The 16,093-nt window shown below is 74.8% G+C and carries 13 protein-coding genes; 8 read left to right on the forward strand and 5 right to left on the reverse strand.

What is annotated here, in order from left to right:
• The first annotated feature begins 1 nt into the window (after position 1).
• From ABGB06_RS24810 to ABGB06_RS24830, 5 genes are all read left to right on the forward strand, one after another.
• Positions 2-154, forward strand: coding sequence for a hypothetical protein (locus ABGB06_RS24810; RefSeq protein WP_347593399.1), 153 nt, complete (start codon positions 2-4; stop codon positions 152-154).
• 350 nt (positions 155-504) lie between these two features.
• A complete protein-coding gene (locus ABGB06_RS24815) occupies positions 505-1,503 on the forward strand; it encodes an ABC transporter substrate-binding protein (RefSeq protein ID WP_347593076.1) in 999 nt (332 codons plus the stop codon).
• A 97-nt stretch (positions 1,504-1,600) separates the two neighbouring features.
• Positions 1,601-2,404: an ABC transporter ATP-binding protein gene (locus tag ABGB06_RS24820; protein ID WP_347593078.1), complete on the forward strand. Its 804-nt coding sequence runs from the start codon at positions 1,601-1,603 to the stop codon at positions 2,402-2,404.
• Positions 2,405-2,444: 40 nt separating this feature from the next.
• Entirely contained in the window at positions 2,445-3,314 is an 870-nt protein-coding gene (locus ABGB06_RS24825) for an ABC transporter permease (protein ID WP_347593371.1), read from the forward strand.
• A gap of 64 nt (positions 3,315-3,378) precedes the next feature.
• The gene (locus ABGB06_RS24830; protein ID WP_347593373.1) at positions 3,379-4,179 is read left to right on the forward strand and encodes a CbiX/SirB N-terminal domain-containing protein; all 801 of its coding nucleotides are present in this window, start codon (positions 3,379-3,381) and stop codon (positions 4,177-4,179) included.
• A gap of 136 nt (positions 4,180-4,315) precedes the next feature.
• On the opposite strand, the gene ABGB06_RS24835 is transcribed toward ABGB06_RS24830, so the two are convergent.
• The 5 genes from ABGB06_RS24835 to ABGB06_RS24855 all read right to left on the reverse strand — a co-directional run bounded on the left by ABGB06_RS24835 (position 4,316) and on the right by ABGB06_RS24855 (position 9,452).
• Positions 4,316-4,903, reverse strand: a complete 588-nt coding sequence (locus tag ABGB06_RS24835) for a winged helix-turn-helix domain-containing protein (protein ID WP_347593080.1) — start codon at positions 4,901-4,903, stop codon at positions 4,316-4,318.
• 26 nt (positions 4,904-4,929) lie between these two features.
• Positions 4,930-5,829 (reverse strand): TauD/TfdA family dioxygenase, encoded by a 900-nt coding sequence (locus tag ABGB06_RS24840; RefSeq protein ID WP_347593082.1) that lies wholly within the window; start codon positions 5,827-5,829, stop codon positions 4,930-4,932.
• A gap of 625 nt (positions 5,830-6,454) precedes the next feature.
• Positions 6,455-7,447, reverse strand: a complete 993-nt coding sequence (locus tag ABGB06_RS24845; RefSeq protein WP_347593084.1) for an NAD-dependent epimerase/dehydratase family protein — start codon at positions 7,445-7,447, stop codon at positions 6,455-6,457.
• A gap of 108 nt (positions 7,448-7,555) precedes the next feature.
• On the reverse strand, positions 7,556-8,101 hold the full coding sequence (locus ABGB06_RS24850) for a DUF1697 domain-containing protein (protein ID WP_347593086.1): 546 nt from the start codon (positions 8,099-8,101) through the stop codon (positions 7,556-7,558).
• Positions 8,102-8,204: 103 nt separating this feature from the next.
• Complete coding sequence (locus ABGB06_RS24855; RefSeq protein ID WP_347593088.1) at positions 8,205-9,452, reverse strand: SAV2148 family HEPN domain-containing protein; 1,248 nt, start codon at positions 9,450-9,452, stop codon at positions 8,205-8,207.
• Positions 9,453-9,599: 147 nt separating this feature from the next.
• Between ABGB06_RS24855 and treY the strand changes: the two genes are divergently transcribed.
• The 3 genes from treY (at position 9,600) to ABGB06_RS24870 (ending at position 16,088) form a co-directional block, all read left to right on the forward strand.
• A complete protein-coding gene (gene treY, locus ABGB06_RS24860) occupies positions 9,600-12,029 on the forward strand; it encodes a malto-oligosyltrehalose synthase (RefSeq protein WP_347593090.1) in 2,430 nt (809 codons plus the stop codon).
• Between the two features lie 1,065 nt (positions 12,030-13,094).
• Positions 13,095-14,171 (forward strand): glucose 1-dehydrogenase, encoded by a 1,077-nt coding sequence (locus tag ABGB06_RS24865; protein ID WP_347593092.1) that lies wholly within the window; start codon positions 13,095-13,097, stop codon positions 14,169-14,171.
• A 117-nt stretch (positions 14,172-14,288) separates the two neighbouring features.
• Positions 14,289-16,088 carry a glycoside hydrolase family 15 protein gene (locus tag ABGB06_RS24870; RefSeq protein ID WP_347593094.1) on the forward strand — a complete coding sequence of 600 codons (1,800 nt, stop codon included), beginning with the start codon at positions 14,289-14,291 and terminating at the stop codon, positions 16,086-16,088.
• The last annotated feature ends 5 nt before the right edge of the window (positions 16,089-16,093 follow it).

The following is a 16,093-nucleotide window of genomic DNA, read 5'->3' on the forward strand; positions in this document are numbered from 1 at the left end:
CATGAGCGAAGCGGTGTTCGTCAGTGACGTCCTGACACGTGCTCACGAGCACCGCTTCGCCGATGTCTTCTCGACCTTCGCCAAGGAGGGCGGCCGCATAGGCGGTGGCACCCTCGGCAGTGGGCAGGGCGGGATCGGACGATGTGCGGGCTGACACGACTCCGGCCATGACGGCTCGGGAGCGCACGGCCGCCCCGTGCGCTGGTCTGTTGTGATCAACACCGCGGTGTCCGACTCACACCGCTGAACTCTGCCCAACGTCCGGTGACCGCTGCCCCCTGCCGCGGTGTGCCGGGCTGCCGAGAGGAAACCCCTTTCGTGAACGTCGCACCATCCTCCCCTGCCTGCTTAACTTCCGCCGTTCTCAGCTCCCGCTCTCTCCGCTCATCCCGTTCGCTCCGTGCCGGCCGCGCGCGCCGGCGGGCGGCCTGCGTCGTCGCCCCCCTGCTGCTGGCGGGCCTGACCGCCTGCGGCTACGGTTCGGCGGCGGTCGAGTCCCGTGACATGGCCACGGGTTCGGGCCCGGCCCTCTCCGTGGACGAGGTCTCGATCGGCTACTTCGCCAACATCACCCACGCGACCGCCGTGGTCGGCCTGGCCCCCGACGGCATCATCCGTGAGGAGTTGGGCGGCACCGCGGCCGTCCCGCAGATCTTCAACGCCGGCCCCTCGGCCATCGAGGCCGTGAACTCCGGCGACGTCGACCTCACCTTCATCGGCCCCAACCCGGCGATCAACGGCTACGCGCAGGCCGGCGGCGAGAACCTGCGCATCGTCTCCGGCGCGGCCTCCGGCGGCGCCTCGTTGGTGGTCAACCCGGACAGCGTCACCGGTCTCGACGACCTGGCCGGCGCGACCCTGGCCACCCCGCAGCTGGGCAACACCCAGGACGTGGCCCTGCTCAGCTATCTCGCCGACCAGGGCCTGCGGGTGAACCCCGACGACGGTTCGGGCGACACCACCGTGCTCCGCATCCCCAACTCCGAGGTCCCCGCCGCCTTCGAGAGCGGTGACATCGACGGCGCCTGGGTGCCGGAGCCCACCGCCGCCATGCTGCTGGACCGCGGCGCGGAGGAGCTGCTGGACGAGGCCGAGCTGTGGGAGGACGGCCAGTACGTCGTCACCCACCTGATCGCCTCGCAGTCCTTCCTGGCGGAGCATCCCGACGTGGTCGAGGCCGTGGTGCGCGGCGTCGTGCGTACCAACGCGTGGCTCAACGACCACCCGGACCGGGCCAAGGCGGCGTTCAACGCCGAGGTCGCGGCCCTGCCGGGCGGCAGGGAGCTGCCCGACGAGGTACTCGATCCGGCCTTCGAGCACGTCGACTTCGTCAACGACCCGCTGGCGGAGACCCTCGCGGCCTGTGCCGACAACGCGGTCCGGGTCGGCCTCCTGGAGGATCCGGACCTGTCCGGCATCTACGACCTGTCCCTCCTGAACACGGTGCTCCGCGAGGAGAACCTGCCGCAGATCACCGAGGACGCCGGTCTCGGCGTCCAGTGACCCTTCCCCAGGTCCCGTGACCCTTCCCCAGGTCACCAGGTGACTGCCCACGCAGCGGAGAGCCGTACCAACAGCACCACACCAGGAGGGTAGCTCCATGGTCTTCACGCTCGACAAGACCGGCGAACACGACAGAAACGACGCCGTACCGGCCGAGTTCGCCGTCCGTCTCGATCACGTCTCCAAGTCCTTCGGCCGCCAGGGCGTCCGGCAGCTCGTGCTGGACGACATCAGCCTGGACGTCGCGCCCGGCGAGTTCGTCACGCTCCTCGGGGCCTCGGGCTGCGGCAAGTCGACCCTGCTCAACCTCATAGCCGGCCTCGACGCGCCGTCCGTCGGGAACATCACGGTCACCGGCGGCCGGCCGGCGCTGATGTTCCAGGAGCACGCGCTGTTCCCCTGGCTGACGGCGGGCCGGAACATCGAACTGGCGCTGCGCCTGCGCGGCGTTCCCAAGAGCGAGCGGAGGCCCGAGGCCGAGCGGCTGCTCGCCCTCGTCCGCCTCGACGGCTCGTACGGCAAGCGGGTACACGAGCTCTCCGGCGGCATGCGGCAGCGCGTCGCGCTGGCCCGGGCGCTCGCCCAGGACAGCCGGCTGCTGCTGATGGACGAGCCGTTCGCGGCGCTCGACGCCATCACCCGGGACGTGTGCCACGAGGAGCTGAGCCGCATCTGGTCCGAGACCGGCGTCTCCATCCTCTTCGTCACGCACAACGTCCGGGAGGCCGTGGTGCTCGCCGAGCGCATCGTGCTGCTCTCCTCGCGTCCCGGGCGGGTGGTCCGCGAGTGGCAGGTGGACATCAAACAGCCGCGCAGGGTGGAGGACGCCGACGTGTCCTCGCTCTCCGTGGAGATCACCGAGCACCTCAGGGAGGAGATCCGCCGCCATGCCCAGCGCTGAGACCCACACCCAGAACGGACACGGCACGCCGCGCACCGGCATGACCGACGGATCCGACCTCGCAGGACTGAACGCCGGGCTCGACGCCCTGGACACCCACACCACGGAACGGACCCCGGTCGGCCGGATCCTGCTCACCAAGGTGCTCCCGCCGATCGTGGCGGTCACGCTGGTGCTCGCGGCCTGGCAGCTCGCCTACTGGGCCGAGGTGAAGCCGGAGTACGTGCTGCCCGCCCCGGCGGACGTGGGCCGGACCCTGCGCGAGATGTGGCTGCAGGGCACGCTGTTCGACTTCATCTGGACCAGCGTGTCGCGCGGCGTGCTCGGCTTCCTCATCGCGATCGCCGTGGGCACCCCGCTCGGGCTGCTGGTGGCGCGGGTGCGGCTGGTGCGGTCGGCCATCGGGCCGATCCTCACCGGGCTGCAGTCGCTGCCGTCCATCGCCTGGGTGCCGGCGGCCATCCTGTGGTTCGGGCTGACCAACGGCACCATCTACGCGGTGGTGCTGCTCGGCGCGGTGCCGTCCATCGCCAACGGCATCGTGGCCGGGGTCGACCAGATCCCGCCGATCTACCTGCGGGCCGGCCGGGTGCTGGGCGCGCGGCGGCTGACCAGCGTGCGGCACGTGCTGCTGCCAGCGGCGCTGCCCGGCTATCTCGCGGGGCTGAAGCAGGGCTGGGCGTTCTCCTGGCGCTCGCTGATGGCGGCGGAGCTGATCGTCAGCTCGCCGGCACTGGGCACCGGGCTCGGCCAGCTGATGGAGAACTACCGCACGATGCAGGACATGGCCGGGGTGCTCACCGCGATCATCCTGATCCTGCTCGTGGGGGTCGCCATCGACCTGCTGTTCTTCTCCCCGCTGGAACGCCGGATGCTCCGCGGCCGGGGCCTCCTGGTGCGGGCCGGATAGCACGCGTTTTCGGGTCCGGCCGGACCTCGGAGACAATGGCACGGTGACCCAGGCACCGCCCGCGATGCTCATCGTCGCCCACGGCAGCCGCGATCCGCGGCACGCGGCGACCGTATCCGCGCTGGCCGCGCGGGTGCGGTCGCTCGCACCCGCGCCGCGGGTGGCGGTGGGCTTCCTGGAGTTCAGCGTGCCCGGCGTCGGGCAGGCCCTGGACCGGCTGCACGCGGCCGGGGAGCGCGAGGTCGTGGTGCTCCCGCTGCTGCTGAGCAGCGCGTACCACGCGAGGACCGACATCCCCGCGGTGCTGGCGGAGCAGCGCGCCCGGCTGCCGGGGATGGCGGTGCGCCAGGCCGAGGTGCTCGGCCCGCGACGGTCCCGCACACCGGGGTCCTGGCGTCCGGATCCGTGGCCCGGGCCGGGCGCGGCGGCGCTTCTGCTGGCGGCGCTGGAGCGGCGGCTGGCGGAGTCCTGGCCGGTGCCGGCGGACCGCTCGGACACCGGCGTGGTGCTGGCCTCGGCGGGCACCTCGGCGCCGGCCGCGGTGGCGGTCATCGAGAACCTGGCCGAGGCGTGGCGGCGCGCGGCCGGCTGGTGCGCGGTGCGCCCGGCGTTCGCCGCCGCGTCCCCGCCGCGCACGGCGGACGCGGTGCGGGCGCTGCGCGCGGACGGCGCCCGTCGGGTGGTCGTCGCGCCCTACGTGATCGCCCCCGGGCGGCTCCCCGACCGGATCGCGGCGGGCGCCAGGGAGGCGGCGGCCGACCTCGTCACCCCCGTGCTGGGCGCCGCACCCGAGCTGGCTCGGCTGCTGCGTCACCGGTACGAGGAGGCGGCCGGCGCGCACGCCGGCCGCCGGCTGGCCGGCTGAGCGGCCGGTCCGGACATGGCTGGACCCCGACCGGCCGAACCGTACGAGCGGCTCGGGCGGCCGGGGCGCTGCGGGGCGCCGGTACCTCCGTCGTGCGACGCCCGCGGGCGCGGTGCGGGCGCGTGCCGGATGGTGCTCAGCCGGCGGGGACGTACTTGTAGCCGACCCGGCGGATGGTCACGATGCGCTCGCGGTACGCCGCGCCCAGCTTGCGACGCAGCCGGGCCACGTGCACGTCCACCGTCCGCTGGTCACCGACCGGGCCGTAGCCCCAGATGGTGGCCACCAGCTGCTCCCGCGTGTACACCCGGTGCGGATGCCGCACCAGATGGGCGAGCAGCTCGAACTCCAGGTAGGTCAGCGACAGGTTGACGCCGTCCACCGCGACCGTGCGCTTGTCCAGGTCGATGTCGAGACCTCGGCGCACGGCGTTCTCGGCGTGCTCCGACGGATCGGGCCGCGGCTCGGGCTCCGCCCTGCGCGGCGCGGAGGCCTCGGGATCGTAGTCGGGCGCCCGGACGGCCAGCAGCTCGGTCAGCTGGGTGCCGGCCGGGGCCAGCACCAGGTAGCCGACCAGCGGCACGTTGCCGTCCAGGCCCTGCAGCCCGTCCTGGCAGTCCGGGGCGAGCGTCACGGTCACCTCGGGCGGCAGGCCGGCGAGCCCGGTGAGGCCCGGGACACCGGAGAGGTCTGACAGGGTGGACTGGGCACTGAGCTGCCGCATGGTCGTCTCCTTCCTCGGCAGGGTGCTCACGCGACGACGGGCGAGTAGTGCACGGCGTCGTCGCCCTCGACGACGCTGCTCCGCTCCCCGTCGATGCCGGACGGCACGTCCCCGGCCACGGTGACCTGGTGCAGCACGCGCCGCAGGTCGCCGTAGTCGTCGGGGGCGTAGTGCTGGGTGAGTCGGTTGTCGAGCACCAGCAGGTCGCCCGGTGCCCACGTGTGCCGCAGCACGTTCTCCGGCCGGGTCACGTAGGACTGCAGGATGCGCAGGATGTCGCGGGACTCGTCGGCCGACAGGCCGAGGATCCGCTGCGCGAAGTGGCCGATGAACAGGCCGCGTTCGCCGGTCTCCGGATGCACCCGGACGACCGGGTGCGCGGTGCGGTACCGCCGGGTGGTCGGTCGCCGCCGGGAACCGGCGTCGGGATGTCGCGGTTTCGGCTCGGCGAAGTCGTCGTCGTTGGTGTGCACCGCCCACAGCTGGTCCGCCAGTTGGCGCAGCGGCCAGGGCAGGTCCCGGTAGGCGGCGGCGGTGTTGGCGACGAGCGTCGTCCCGCCGTAGGGGGGCACGACGAGGCCGCGCAGCGTCGTCACCTTGGGCGGGGTGCGCACGAAGGTGACGTCGCCGTGCCAGCGGTTGGCGCGCACCCCGTCCGCGGCGTCGACCGTCAGCACGTGGGGTCTGCCGGGCGCGGACGGCGCCGTGGGATGCGCGGTGGTCAGCTCGCCGAAGAGCGCGGCGAAGCGGAGTTGGCCCTCCTCCTCGATGCGCTGCCGGCGGAAGACCAGTGCCTTGTGGTCCAGCAGTGCGGAGTTGATCTCGGAGGCCAGCCCGGAGTCGAGGTCGCCGGCGAGGTCCACGCCGGTGATCTCGGCCCCGATGCGCCCGCCGATCCGGCGGACGTCGAAGGCTGTGGTGGTCATGGTCAGGCTGCCTTTCGGTGGTCGCGCTGCCGCCGGGGCGCCGGATCTCGGGAGATCCGGCGCAACGGGACGGGTGGGTGCACGGTGCCCACCGCGATGCCGGGGGCGAAGCGCGGACGTGTCACGGAAGCGGCAACGGCCGGCGGTCCGGGAAGGACGGCCACCGGCCCAGGTCGTGCCGCGAGGCTCCCCGGTCAGTGGGACGGGGGAAGGACTGCCGCGAGGCGAGGGAATCCGCGCTCGGGCATGCGTCGCTCAGCGGGCCGCGGCACAGATGGCGCTGGCTTGACGTCGCAGATCGACGTGCAGGCGCGCTACGAGAAAGTCAGCTTGACTCACGGTATATGACCATGCCAGCCGCGTGAGGTCGGCGTCAAGGCATGGCCGTGCCGTCTCGCATGGCGAACGCCACGGCCGTCGGTAACGCGCCACACGATGCGGGACCGTGCGAGACCGCCGTCCGGCCGGCGGTTCCTCCGGGCCCCACCCCCGGGCGCGTCCGCCGGCCGGACGGCCCACCCCGGCACACCCCGGTCCACACGCGTCGGGCCCGGGGCGACGAGCCGTCATCCTATGGGCGCCGGACCCCGTCGGGAGGGGTGGTTCCGGGGTGGCAACAGAATCTTCACGTGCCGTATGCGCGGAGCAACATGGTCTCCTTCTCGGGGTCGATGCCGACCGGTCGGAGCCAGTCGGGGAGGGGCTGCGGCGGGTCCCCGTGGCGCATCCAGTCCCAGGTGTCGGCGACCGTCTCGGCGACCGGCCGGCAGCGCAGCCCCGTCTCCAGCGCCCTGGTCACGTCGGACCGGTGCAGCGCGTCGTGGGTCTCGCCCGGCGGGATCCAGACCGGGGCCTCGTTCCACGGCGCCACGCCCGCGGCGAGCACCGCCTCGGGCTCGACCCAGCACAGCTCCGCGTCCGACCCGGTGACCACGACACAGGCGTCGAGCAAACCGCCCATGGTGGCGTGTCCTGACGGGCTGACCAGGTCGTACGGACCACCGAGGCCGCGTGCCGCGGCGTCGAGCAGCCATGCGGCCAGATCCCGGACGTCGACGTACTGCAACGGCAGGTCGCGCGGTCCCGGCGCCAGCACCCGGCCGCCCCTGGCGATCCGCTCCAGCCACCAGGGCAGCCGGCCGATGTCCTCGCGTGGGCCGAGAATCGCCCCGCAGCGCACGAACAGCGCCCGCTCGCCGAACGCCGCCTCGGCGGCCAGTTCGCCGCCCCGCTTGTCCTGGGCGTACGTCGTCGCGTCCGCGTCGGGCGAGCCGTCCTGGACCGGGCCCGTCTCGTCGAGCCCGGCCGGCATCGGCCAGACGTACACCGAGCGGCTGGACACGTACGTGTAGTGCCCGGCGCGCCCGGCCAGCAGCCGCGCGGCGTCCCGCACCGCGCGGGGCGCCGCGTGCCAGGCGTCCACCACCAGGTCCCAGGTGCCGTCCGTCAGGGCCGCGAGTCCGCCCTCGGCGAGCCGGTCGCCGCGCAGCACGGTGACCCCGGGCGGGGCCGGCCGGTTCCCCCGGTTCAGCACGGTGACCTCGAAGCCGCGGGCGAGGGCCGCCTCGACGACGGCGGGACCGACGAATCCGGTGCCGCCCAGCATCAGCAGTCTCATGCCCTCCACCCTGGGCCTCGGGCACGTGCCGGGGAAGCCGTGCCTGCTACCAGCAGAATCCGGGAGGGGCGTCGGGCCGGCGGGCCGGCGCCGCGGGCCGCCGCGGGCTCAGACCATCAGCTCCAGCAGCCGGGTGACCGTGCGCCAGTTCCGCGCGGTGGCCGTGTGCCCGCGGCCGGGGGCCGACAGCACCTGGCCGAGCCTGCTGCGGCCCATCCCGTCGGGGAAGTACGCGAAGATCTCGCGCTCGCCCAGCCGGAACTCGTCGGGCGCGTACGAGGCGGGGTCCAGGCCGGCGGCGGCGTGCTCGGCCGCCGGGGCGTCGAGGAAGAGGACGACGAGCTTGGCCGGATCCAGCTCGGCCGCCGGGAAGGGACAGCGGTCCGCGGCGGCGCGCAGCTCGGGACGGCTGAGCACCAGACAGCCGACGTCGAAGCCGAACCGCTCGGCGATGGCCCGCTCCAGGGCCTCCGCCAGCCGCTCGGACGGCACCGGAGGAGCGGAGAACACCGCGTTCCCACTCTGCAGGTACGTGCGCGGGTCGCCGTGGCCCAGCTCGGTGAGCAACGCGCGCAGCTCGGCCATGGGCACCTTCCGGTGACCGCCGACGTTGATCCCGCGGAGCAGCGCCGCGTAGGTGGTCCACTCGCTCATGGCCGACACCCTACGGTCGGCCACCGACAGCGCCGCCGCGGCCGCGGTCCGCCACGCCTGGGACACGGGCCCGCCGGGCCGTGCTCGGCCGGCCCGGCCGGGTTCAGGAGACGGGCCGGGAGCTCTCCCAGAGCCACTCGAACTCCTCGCGGTACGTCTCGAAGAGGCTCAGCTCCCCGTCCGCCGCCGGATCGTGCCGCTGCACTATCTCCCGCCCGGACCGGCGCAGCACCAGCGCCGGGGTCTCCATGCCGCGGCTGCGCCGCAGGTAGGACTGGACGACGGCGACCCCGTCCGGGCCGTCGGCGTCCACGAAGTACGCGCTGAACCGCGGGGTGTCGTCGAAGACGTGGATCGCGAATGCCTCCGGGTCCCGCACCCGGCCACGCACCCGGCGGACGTGCAGGATGTTGGTCTCCACCGCGCGAGCCAGCTCCCCGCGCTTCAGCCCCAGCTCGCGCTCCCGCCGGCGCATCGCGCCGCTCGCCGGGTTCAGCAGCAGCAGCCGCACCCGGCAGCCGGACTCGGCCAGCCGCACCAGCCGCCGGCCCGGGTAGTTCTGCACCAGCAGCCCGAGCCCGATGCCCACCGCGTCCAGCCGCCGCGCCCCGGCGAACAGCTCATCGGCGGGCAGCTGCCGCTGCAGTCGCACCCGGTCGGGGTGCACCCCGGCCACGTCCGTGAACCGGTCGCCCACCAGCCGCTCCACGGCGTCCGCGGGCAGCCGCCCGGCGGGCGGCGCGGCGCCCGAGTCGAGCAGCCGCAGCAGCCGGGCGCAGCCCCGCTCCGCCTGGTCCAGGACCGCGCGGCTCAGGCCCCGGTTGCGGCTCACCGCGCTGCGCGCCACCTCCAGCTCGTCCAGCGTCAGCTCGAGCTCGCGGCGGTTGTCCAAATACGGCGCGAAGCAGGGCCAGTGCTGCACCATGAGTTCTCTAAGCTGCGGAAGCGTGAGAAAGGCGAGAACCGTGTCATCCGCCGGATCGAGCACGTGCCCCTTGCGGCGGCTCACCTCGCGCAGCGCCGCGGCCCGCTGCACCCACTCCTGTCCGGTCGGGCCCGCCGCGGCGAGCTCCCATTCGGGGCCGTGCACCGGCTCGTACACCGGGCGCAGCACGGCGCCGACCACCGAGCGCAGCCGCTGCTCGACGAGATTGAGCCAGACGTACGCCCGGCCGGCTCGTTCGAGGCGGGTGCGCACCTCGGCCCAGTCGGCCGCGGTCCATTCCAGGTCGGCGCCGATCTCGACCGGGCGCGGCACGGGGACCGCGCCGCCCGGGGGCCCGCCCTCCGAGGGCGCCTCGGCGGTCTCACCCCCGTTTCCCGAGGGCAGTTCCAGCCCCGAAGAGCTCACCGCCTGCACCGCCTTCCGCCCCACCGATGGATCAAGGAAGCCTACTGCGGCCGGACCCGGCCGCGCAGCCCGACGGGACTCCCGGCGCCCGACCGGACAGACCGCCGGCCGCGCTTGCCCGCCCGGCGGTACGGGCAGAGGGACCCCATGACGCCCGCGCGCCCCGCGCCCACCGCCACCTACCGGGTCCAGCTCCAGCCCGACTTCCCGTTCGCCGCCGTCGAGGAGATCGTGCCCTACGTCGCCTCGCTGGGCGTGAGTCACCTTCATCTCTCGCCGATCCTGGAGGCGGTGCCGGGCTCCGCGCACGGCTACGACGTCACCGACCACGGGCGGGTGCGCGAGGAGTTGGGCGGCGAGGCGGGCCTGCGGCGGCTGGCCGACGTGGCCGGCGACCACGGGCTCGGCCTCGTCGTCGACGTGGTGCCCAACCACATGGCGGTGCCCGCCGACGCGGAGCTGAACCGGCCGCTGTGGGAGGTGCTGCGCCGCGGGCCCGACTCCCCCTACGCCCGCTGGTTCGACATCGACTGGGCGGCGGGCGACGGCCGGCTGCTGCTGCCGGTGCTGGCCGGGCCGCTGGGCGAGGAGCTGTCGTCCATCACGGCGGCCGACGGCGTGGTGCGCTACGGCGAGCACCGCTTCCCGGTGCGCGAGGGCACCGGGCACCTGCCGCTGCCCGAGCTGCTGGAGGCGCAGCACTACCGGCTGGCCTGGTGGCGGCTGGCCAGGACCGAGCTCAACTACCGTCGCTTCTTCGCCGTCTCCGAGCTCATCGGGCTGCGCGTCGAGGACCCCGAGGTGTTCGAGGCGTGCCACGCCACGCTGCTGCGGCTGCTCGACGAGGGCGTCGTCGAGGGCCTGCGGGTGGACCATCCGGACGGGCTCGCCGATCCGGCCGGATACCTGCGGCGGCTGCGCGAACGCGGCGGCGGCGCCTGGACCGTCGCGGAGAAGATCCTCGGTCCTGACGAGCAGCTCCCGGCCGGGTGGCCGGTGGCCGGGAGCACCGGATACGACGCGCTGCGGCGGCTGGACGGCGTCTTTCTGTCCGCCGTCGGCGGCGCCGAACTCACCGAGGGATACCGGGCCTTCACCGGCGCTCCGCCGGACCACGGCGGCGAGTGGACGGCCACCGCGCGGCGCGCCGCGTACAAGATGGTCAGCCACGAACTGGCCGCGGAGACCGAACGCCTGGCCCGCGCCGCCCAACGGGTCTGCCGCGCCGATCCGGAGCTGCGGCGGCGCGACCACGCGCCCTGGGCGCTGCGTTCCGCCCTGGTCGAGCTGCTGGTCCGGCTGCCGGTCTACCGCCCCTACGTGCCGGCGGGCGGACCCGCCGCGCCGGTGGACGAGGCGATGCTCGCCACCGCCGCGACGGCGGCCAGGGGCGCGTTCGAGGTGGCGCGCGAGGCGACCGCCGTGGACACCGTGCGGGACCTGGTGCTGGGCCGGTTCGGCGAGGGGCCCGACCTGACCGAGGTGCGGATCCGCTTCGCCCAGGTGTCCGCGGCGCTGCGCGCCAAGGCCGTCGAGGACACCGCCTGCTACCGCTACACGCCGCTGCTGTCGGCGGCCGAGGTGGGCGGCGATCCGGGGCAACCGGCGCTGCCGCCCGAGGCGTTCCACGCCTTCTGCGCCCGGACGCAGCGGGACTGGCCGCTGACCGGCACCGTGCTGTCCACCCACGACACCAAGCGCAGCGGGGACGTGCGCGCGGCGCTCGCGACGCTCACCGAGCATCCGCGCGGCTGGACGGATCTCGTCTCCGTGCTGACCGAGGAGACGGCGCGGGCCGGGGTGCGGGCCCCGGACCCGCATCTGGCGTGGACCGCATGGCAGACCGCGTTCGCGCTGGGCTTCCCCGACCGGGAGCGGCTGCTCGCGGCGATGCTGAAGTCGGCCAGGGAGGCCGGGCTGCACACCAGCTGGACCGAGCGGAACGCGGGGTACGAGGCGGCCCTGGAGCGCTTCGTGTGCGCGGGCCCCTGCGGTCCCTCGCTGTACTCCCTGGCGGAGTTCGCCAGGGAGCTGGACCCGCAGGTGCGGGTGAACACCCTCGGCGCCGCCCTGCTGCACCTGACCATGCCGGGAGTGCCCGACGTCTACCGCGGCAGCGAGCGGCGCTACCTCGCCCTGGTGGACCCGGACAACCGCAGGCAGCCGCAACTGCCCGTCGCGCAGCTGGCCGCGCTGGACGCCGAGGCCGGCGGCGACCGGCGGCTGCCCTACGACCTGGCCACCGAGAAGCTGCGGCTGACGGCGACGGCGCTGCGGCTGCGCCGGCGGCGTCCCGAATGGTTCGGCGCCGAGGGCGACTACCGGCCGCTCGCCGCCGACGGGCCGGCCGCCGGGCACTGCCTGGCGTTCGTCCGTGCGGACCGGGTCGTCACGGCGGTCACCCGGCTGTCCCGGGCGCTGGCCGAGGCGGGCGGCTGGGACGGTACGCGGCTGCCGTTGCCGCCGGGCGACTGGCGGGACGCGCTGTCGGGGCGCCCGGCGACCGGGCGGGTCGCGCTGGCGGAGCTGTTCGCCGAGGGTCCGGTGGCGCTGCTGGTGCGGGCCGACGGGCGCTGACGCCGTTCCGGGCGCCGCGGGGGCCGCGGCCACGGTTCCGCGCCACTCCTTCACAGCGGTGCGGAGTCGCGGTACGTTCCGACACCTGGGAGCGCTCCCAATCACCGTTCCCTCACGACCCGGACACGCCCGGCCGGAGGCGGTCCGGCGTCCCAGGCCCGGCCGGCCGCACGCCGCGCCAGCGGGCGCCCTGAACGCCGCCGCCTCCCGCTGGGGCGCGCCGCGAAGCCCGGGCAGCCCTCCGGCTTCCCCGGACCGAAGAACTCCTGGTGGGCGCCCTGATGACGCGGAACGCGGCCGGGTTGCCCGGAGCGGAGCGCCGGACACCCGCGCCGCGGGCGCGTCCGGGACCTCGCCGGCCCGGCGGAGCCGCGAGCCTGACCAGCGCGGCGCGCCAGCCGCGCCCTGGGGGTACGCCTCGCGCCGCCTGACCCGGGGAAGCCGCCCGGTCGCCAGAAGCCCGGCGACACACCGCGGCGGAAAGCGGCAACGCGCCGCTCCGACCTGCGGCTTCGCGGGGCCGCGATCCGTCGTCCGGCCGGCCTCGCCCGGCCGTTCCCCGGCGCCGCGCGCGGAGCCGGCAAGTCCGTTTCATTCCACCGCTGCACGAGTCTTTACAGAAGCGTTGGCCCGGCGATACCGTCGCGACATGGGAGCGCTCCCACCTGCGCTCCCATCTATACCCCCACCTCATCACGGCGAAAGGGAACGCGAGCGCGATGAGAGACCGACCGAGGCCGGCCGCGGTCCTCGACGCGCCGAACGGCCGCCGCTGAGCCCGCGAGCCCAGCGCGCCCCCCGACTCCGGCCTGCCGCCCCACCTCCCAGCCCCCGCTTGGGCGGCAGGCCGGCTTAGCGTGCCCGGCCCCGGCCGGGCACGCCACCCCGTGCCGCGTGCCGGTGCGTTCGCGTCGTCCGCCGGCCCCCCGCGCGCCCGCGCGGCTCGTCCCGCCACCGCGCCCCCTGCCGGCGGCCCCCGCCGACTCCGGTGGCCGAGCCGCCGCTCCCGTGTGAGCCTTGAAGGTGGGGAGCGTCGTCGCGCCCCGGGAGGAGGGCACTCGGGCGATGCGTGCGATGACCGTGCGGCCTCCGGTTCCCGACACCCTCGCGGTCCGGGACGTGCCGGACCCGGAGCCGGGTCCCGGTGAACTCCTGGTGCGCGGCCTGGCGGTGGGGGTGTGCGGCACGGACCGGGAGATCGTCGCCGGGGACTACGGCGCCGCGCCGCCGGGGCGGGAGGAGCTGGTGCTGGGCCACGAGTCGTTGGGCCGGGTGCACCGCGCCCCGCCGGGCAGCGGCCTGACGGAGGGACAGCTGGTGGTCGGGGTGGTGCGCCGGCCCGATCCGGAGCCGTGTGGCGCGTGCCGGCACGGCGAGTTCGACATGTGCCGCAACGGCCGCTACACCGAGCGCGGGATCAAGGAACGCGATGGCTACGCCAGCGAGTTCTGGTGCGTCGAGGCCGACTACGCGATCCCGCTGCCGCCGGAGCTGGAGCGGGTGGGGATGCTGCTGGAGCCGACCTCCGTGGTCGCCAAGGCCTGGGAGCAGGTGGAACGGGTCGGCGCCCGCGCCTGGTTCGCGCCGCGCCGGGCGCTGGTCACCGGCGCGGGACCGATCGGCCTGCTGGCGGCGCTGCTCGCCGTGCAGCGCGGCCTGGAGACGCATGTGCTCGACCGGGTCACCGACGGCCCGAAGCCCGGGTTGGTCGCCGACCTCGGCGCGACGTACCACGCCGCCGAGCCCGGGAAGCTGACCGACGAGCTGCGCCCCGACGTGGTGATCGAGGCGACCGGCAACGGCGAGGTGGTGTGCGCCGCGATCGCCGGCACCGCCCGCTACGGCATCGTCTGCCTGACCGGCGTCTCGCCGGCCGGCCGCCGGCTGAGCGTGGACGCCGCCGGCCTCAACCGCGAGCTGGTGCTGGAGAACGACGCGGTGCTCGGCTCGGTCAACGCCAACCAGCGCCACTACCGGCAGGCCGCGGACGCGCTGGTCAAGGCCGACGCGGGCTGGCTGGAGCGGATGATCACCCGCCGGGTGCCCCTGGAGCGCTGCGCCGAGGCGTTCGAGCGGCGCCCGGACGACGTCAAGACGGTCGTCGTGCTGGACGCACCGGACGCTCCGGCCGCGCCGGGCTGACGGCCGACGAGCCCGTTCCGCGCCCCGGGCCGCCGCGCCCCACCGGGACGTGCCGGGACCGACCGAGCCACCGAGCCACCGCGAGCCGACGCGAGGGGAGAGGCGAAGGGAGAAGCGATGGCCCCCGCCCCGATCGAGGACTACGCGCTGCTGGGCGATCTGCAGACGGCCGCCCTGGTGGGCCGGGACGGCTCGATCGACTGGCTGTGCCTGCCCCGCTTCGACTCCCCCGCGTGCTTCGCCGCGCTGCTGCACGACGAGAGCGCGGGGCGTTGGCAGCTGGCGCCGGCCGCCGGCGGACCGGTCACCCGGCGGCGGTACCGGGGCGACTCCCTGGTGCTGGAGAGCGAGTGGCGCACCCCGGAGGGCGAGGTCCGGGTGGTGGACTGCATGCCGCTGCGCGGCGAGGCGGCGGACGTGGTGCGGCTCGTGGAGGGCCTGTCGGGCCGCGTGCCGATGCGGATGGACCTGCGGTTGCGCTTCGACTACGGCCACGTCGTGCCCTGGGTGAGCCGGGCCGGCGAGGATCTGGGGGCCGTCGCGGGCCCGGACGCGGTGTGGCTGCGCACGCCGGTGCGGACGCACGGCGTGGACCTGACGACCCGGGCGGAGTTCACGGTCGAGGCCGGCCAGCGGGTGCCCTTCGTGCTGACCTACCAGGCGTCCCATCTGCCCCGCCCGCAGCCGGTGGAGGCCGGGTCGGCCATCCGCGACACCGAGCGGTTCTGGTCGGACTGGGTCGGCGCGTGCCCGTACCGGGGCGGCTGGCGGGAGGAGGTGCGGCGGTCGTTGACCGTGCTGAAGGCCCTGACCTACGCGCCGACCGGGGGCATCCTCGCCGCGGCCACCACCTCGCTGCCCGAGCAGCTGGGCGGCCCGCGGAACTGGGACTACCGGTTCTGCTGGCTGCGCGACTCGACCTTCGCGCTCCAGGCGCTGCTGGGCACCGGATACGTCGAGGAGGCGCGAGCCTGGCGCGAGTGGCTGCTCAGGGCGGTCGCCGGCGACCCCGCCGATCTGCAGATCATGTACGCGCTGGACGGGACCCGGCGGATCCCCGAGACCACCCTGAACTGGCTGAGCGGGTACGAGGGTTCGGCCCCGGTGCGGATCGGCAACGCCGCCGCCGAGCAGTTCCAGCTCGACGTGTGGGGCGAGGTGCTGGACTGCCTGAACCTCGCCCGGCTGAGCGGCCTGGCCCCCACCGAGACCGCCTGGAACATGCAGCGCGCGCTGCTGGACTATCTGGAGGGCCACTGGCGGGAGCCGGACACCAGCCTGTGGGAGGTGCGCGGGCCGCACCGCCACTTCACGCACTCCAAGGTCATGGCGTGGGCCGGGCTCGACCGCGCGGTGCACACGGTGCGTTCGCAGGGCCTGTCCGGGCCCGCCGACCGGTGGGCGGCGCTTCGCGACGAGATCCACGCCGAGGTGTGCGAGCGCGGCTACGACGCCGAACGCGGCACGTTCACGCAGTTCTACGGCTCGCGCGGGCTGGACGCCGCGCTGCTGTTGCTGCCCCGCGTCGGCTTCCTGCCGTGGACGGATCCGCGGATGCGGGGCACCGTGGAGGCGGTGCGCCGGGAGCTGTGCGAGGACGGTTTCCTGGTGCGCTACCGGCCGGACGCGGACGGCGGGGTGGACGGGCTGCCCGGCTCCGAGGCGCCCTTCCTGTCCTGCTCGTTCTGGCTCGCCGACGCGCTGCACGGGACCGGACGCACCGCCGAGGCGCGGCGGTTGTTCGAGCGGCTGCTCGACCTGCGCAACGACGTGGGCCTGCTGAGCGAGGAGTACGATCCGGTGACCCGGCGTCAGGTGGGCAACACCCCGCAGGCGTTCAGCATGGTGGGGCTGATCAACACCGCCCGCTACCTGAGCGGCGAGGCGATCCGCACCGCCGGCGACCCGGAGGCGTGAGCGGT

The organism is Streptomyces sp. B6B3, from assembly GCF_039871525.1.
Lineage (GTDB): Bacteria > Actinomycetota > Actinomycetes > Streptomycetales > Streptomycetaceae > Streptomyces.

What these genes read in the sequence shown, in the direction of transcription:
- ABGB06_RS24865 (WP_347593092.1), top strand. Translation starts at nt 13,095, where the DNA reads ATGCGTGCGATGACCGTGCGGCCTCCGGTTCCCGACACCCTCGCGGTC.
- ABGB06_RS24825 (WP_347593371.1), top strand. Translation starts at nt 2,445, where the DNA reads ATGACCGACGGATCCGACCTCGCAGGACTGAACGCCGGGCTCGACGCC.
- ABGB06_RS24840 (WP_347593082.1), bottom strand. Translation starts at nt 5,829, where the DNA reads ATGACCACCACAGCCTTCGACGTCCGCCGGATCGGCGGGCGCATCGGG.
- ABGB06_RS24815 (WP_347593076.1), top strand. Translation starts at nt 505, where the DNA reads ATGGCCACGGGTTCGGGCCCGGCCCTCTCCGTGGACGAGGTCTCGATC.
- ABGB06_RS24835 (WP_347593080.1), bottom strand. Translation starts at nt 4,903, where the DNA reads ATGCGGCAGCTCAGTGCCCAGTCCACCCTGTCAGACCTCTCCGGTGTC.
- ABGB06_RS24830 (WP_347593373.1), top strand. Translation starts at nt 3,379, where the DNA reads ATGCTCATCGTCGCCCACGGCAGCCGCGATCCGCGGCACGCGGCGACC.
- ABGB06_RS24810 (WP_347593399.1), top strand. Translation starts at nt 2, where the DNA reads ATGAGCGAAGCGGTGTTCGTCAGTGACGTCCTGACACGTGCTCACGAG.
- ABGB06_RS24870 (WP_347593094.1), top strand. Translation starts at nt 14,289, where the DNA reads ATGGCCCCCGCCCCGATCGAGGACTACGCGCTGCTGGGCGATCTGCAG.
- treY (WP_347593090.1), top strand. Translation starts at nt 9,600, where the DNA reads ATGACGCCCGCGCGCCCCGCGCCCACCGCCACCTACCGGGTCCAGCTC.
- ABGB06_RS24820 (WP_347593078.1), top strand. Translation starts at nt 1,601, where the DNA reads ATGGTCTTCACGCTCGACAAGACCGGCGAACACGACAGAAACGACGCC.
- ABGB06_RS24850 (WP_347593086.1), bottom strand. Translation starts at nt 8,101, where the DNA reads ATGAGCGAGTGGACCACCTACGCGGCGCTGCTCCGCGGGATCAACGTC.
- ABGB06_RS24845 (WP_347593084.1), bottom strand. Translation starts at nt 7,447, where the DNA reads ATGAGACTGCTGATGCTGGGCGGCACCGGATTCGTCGGTCCCGCCGTC.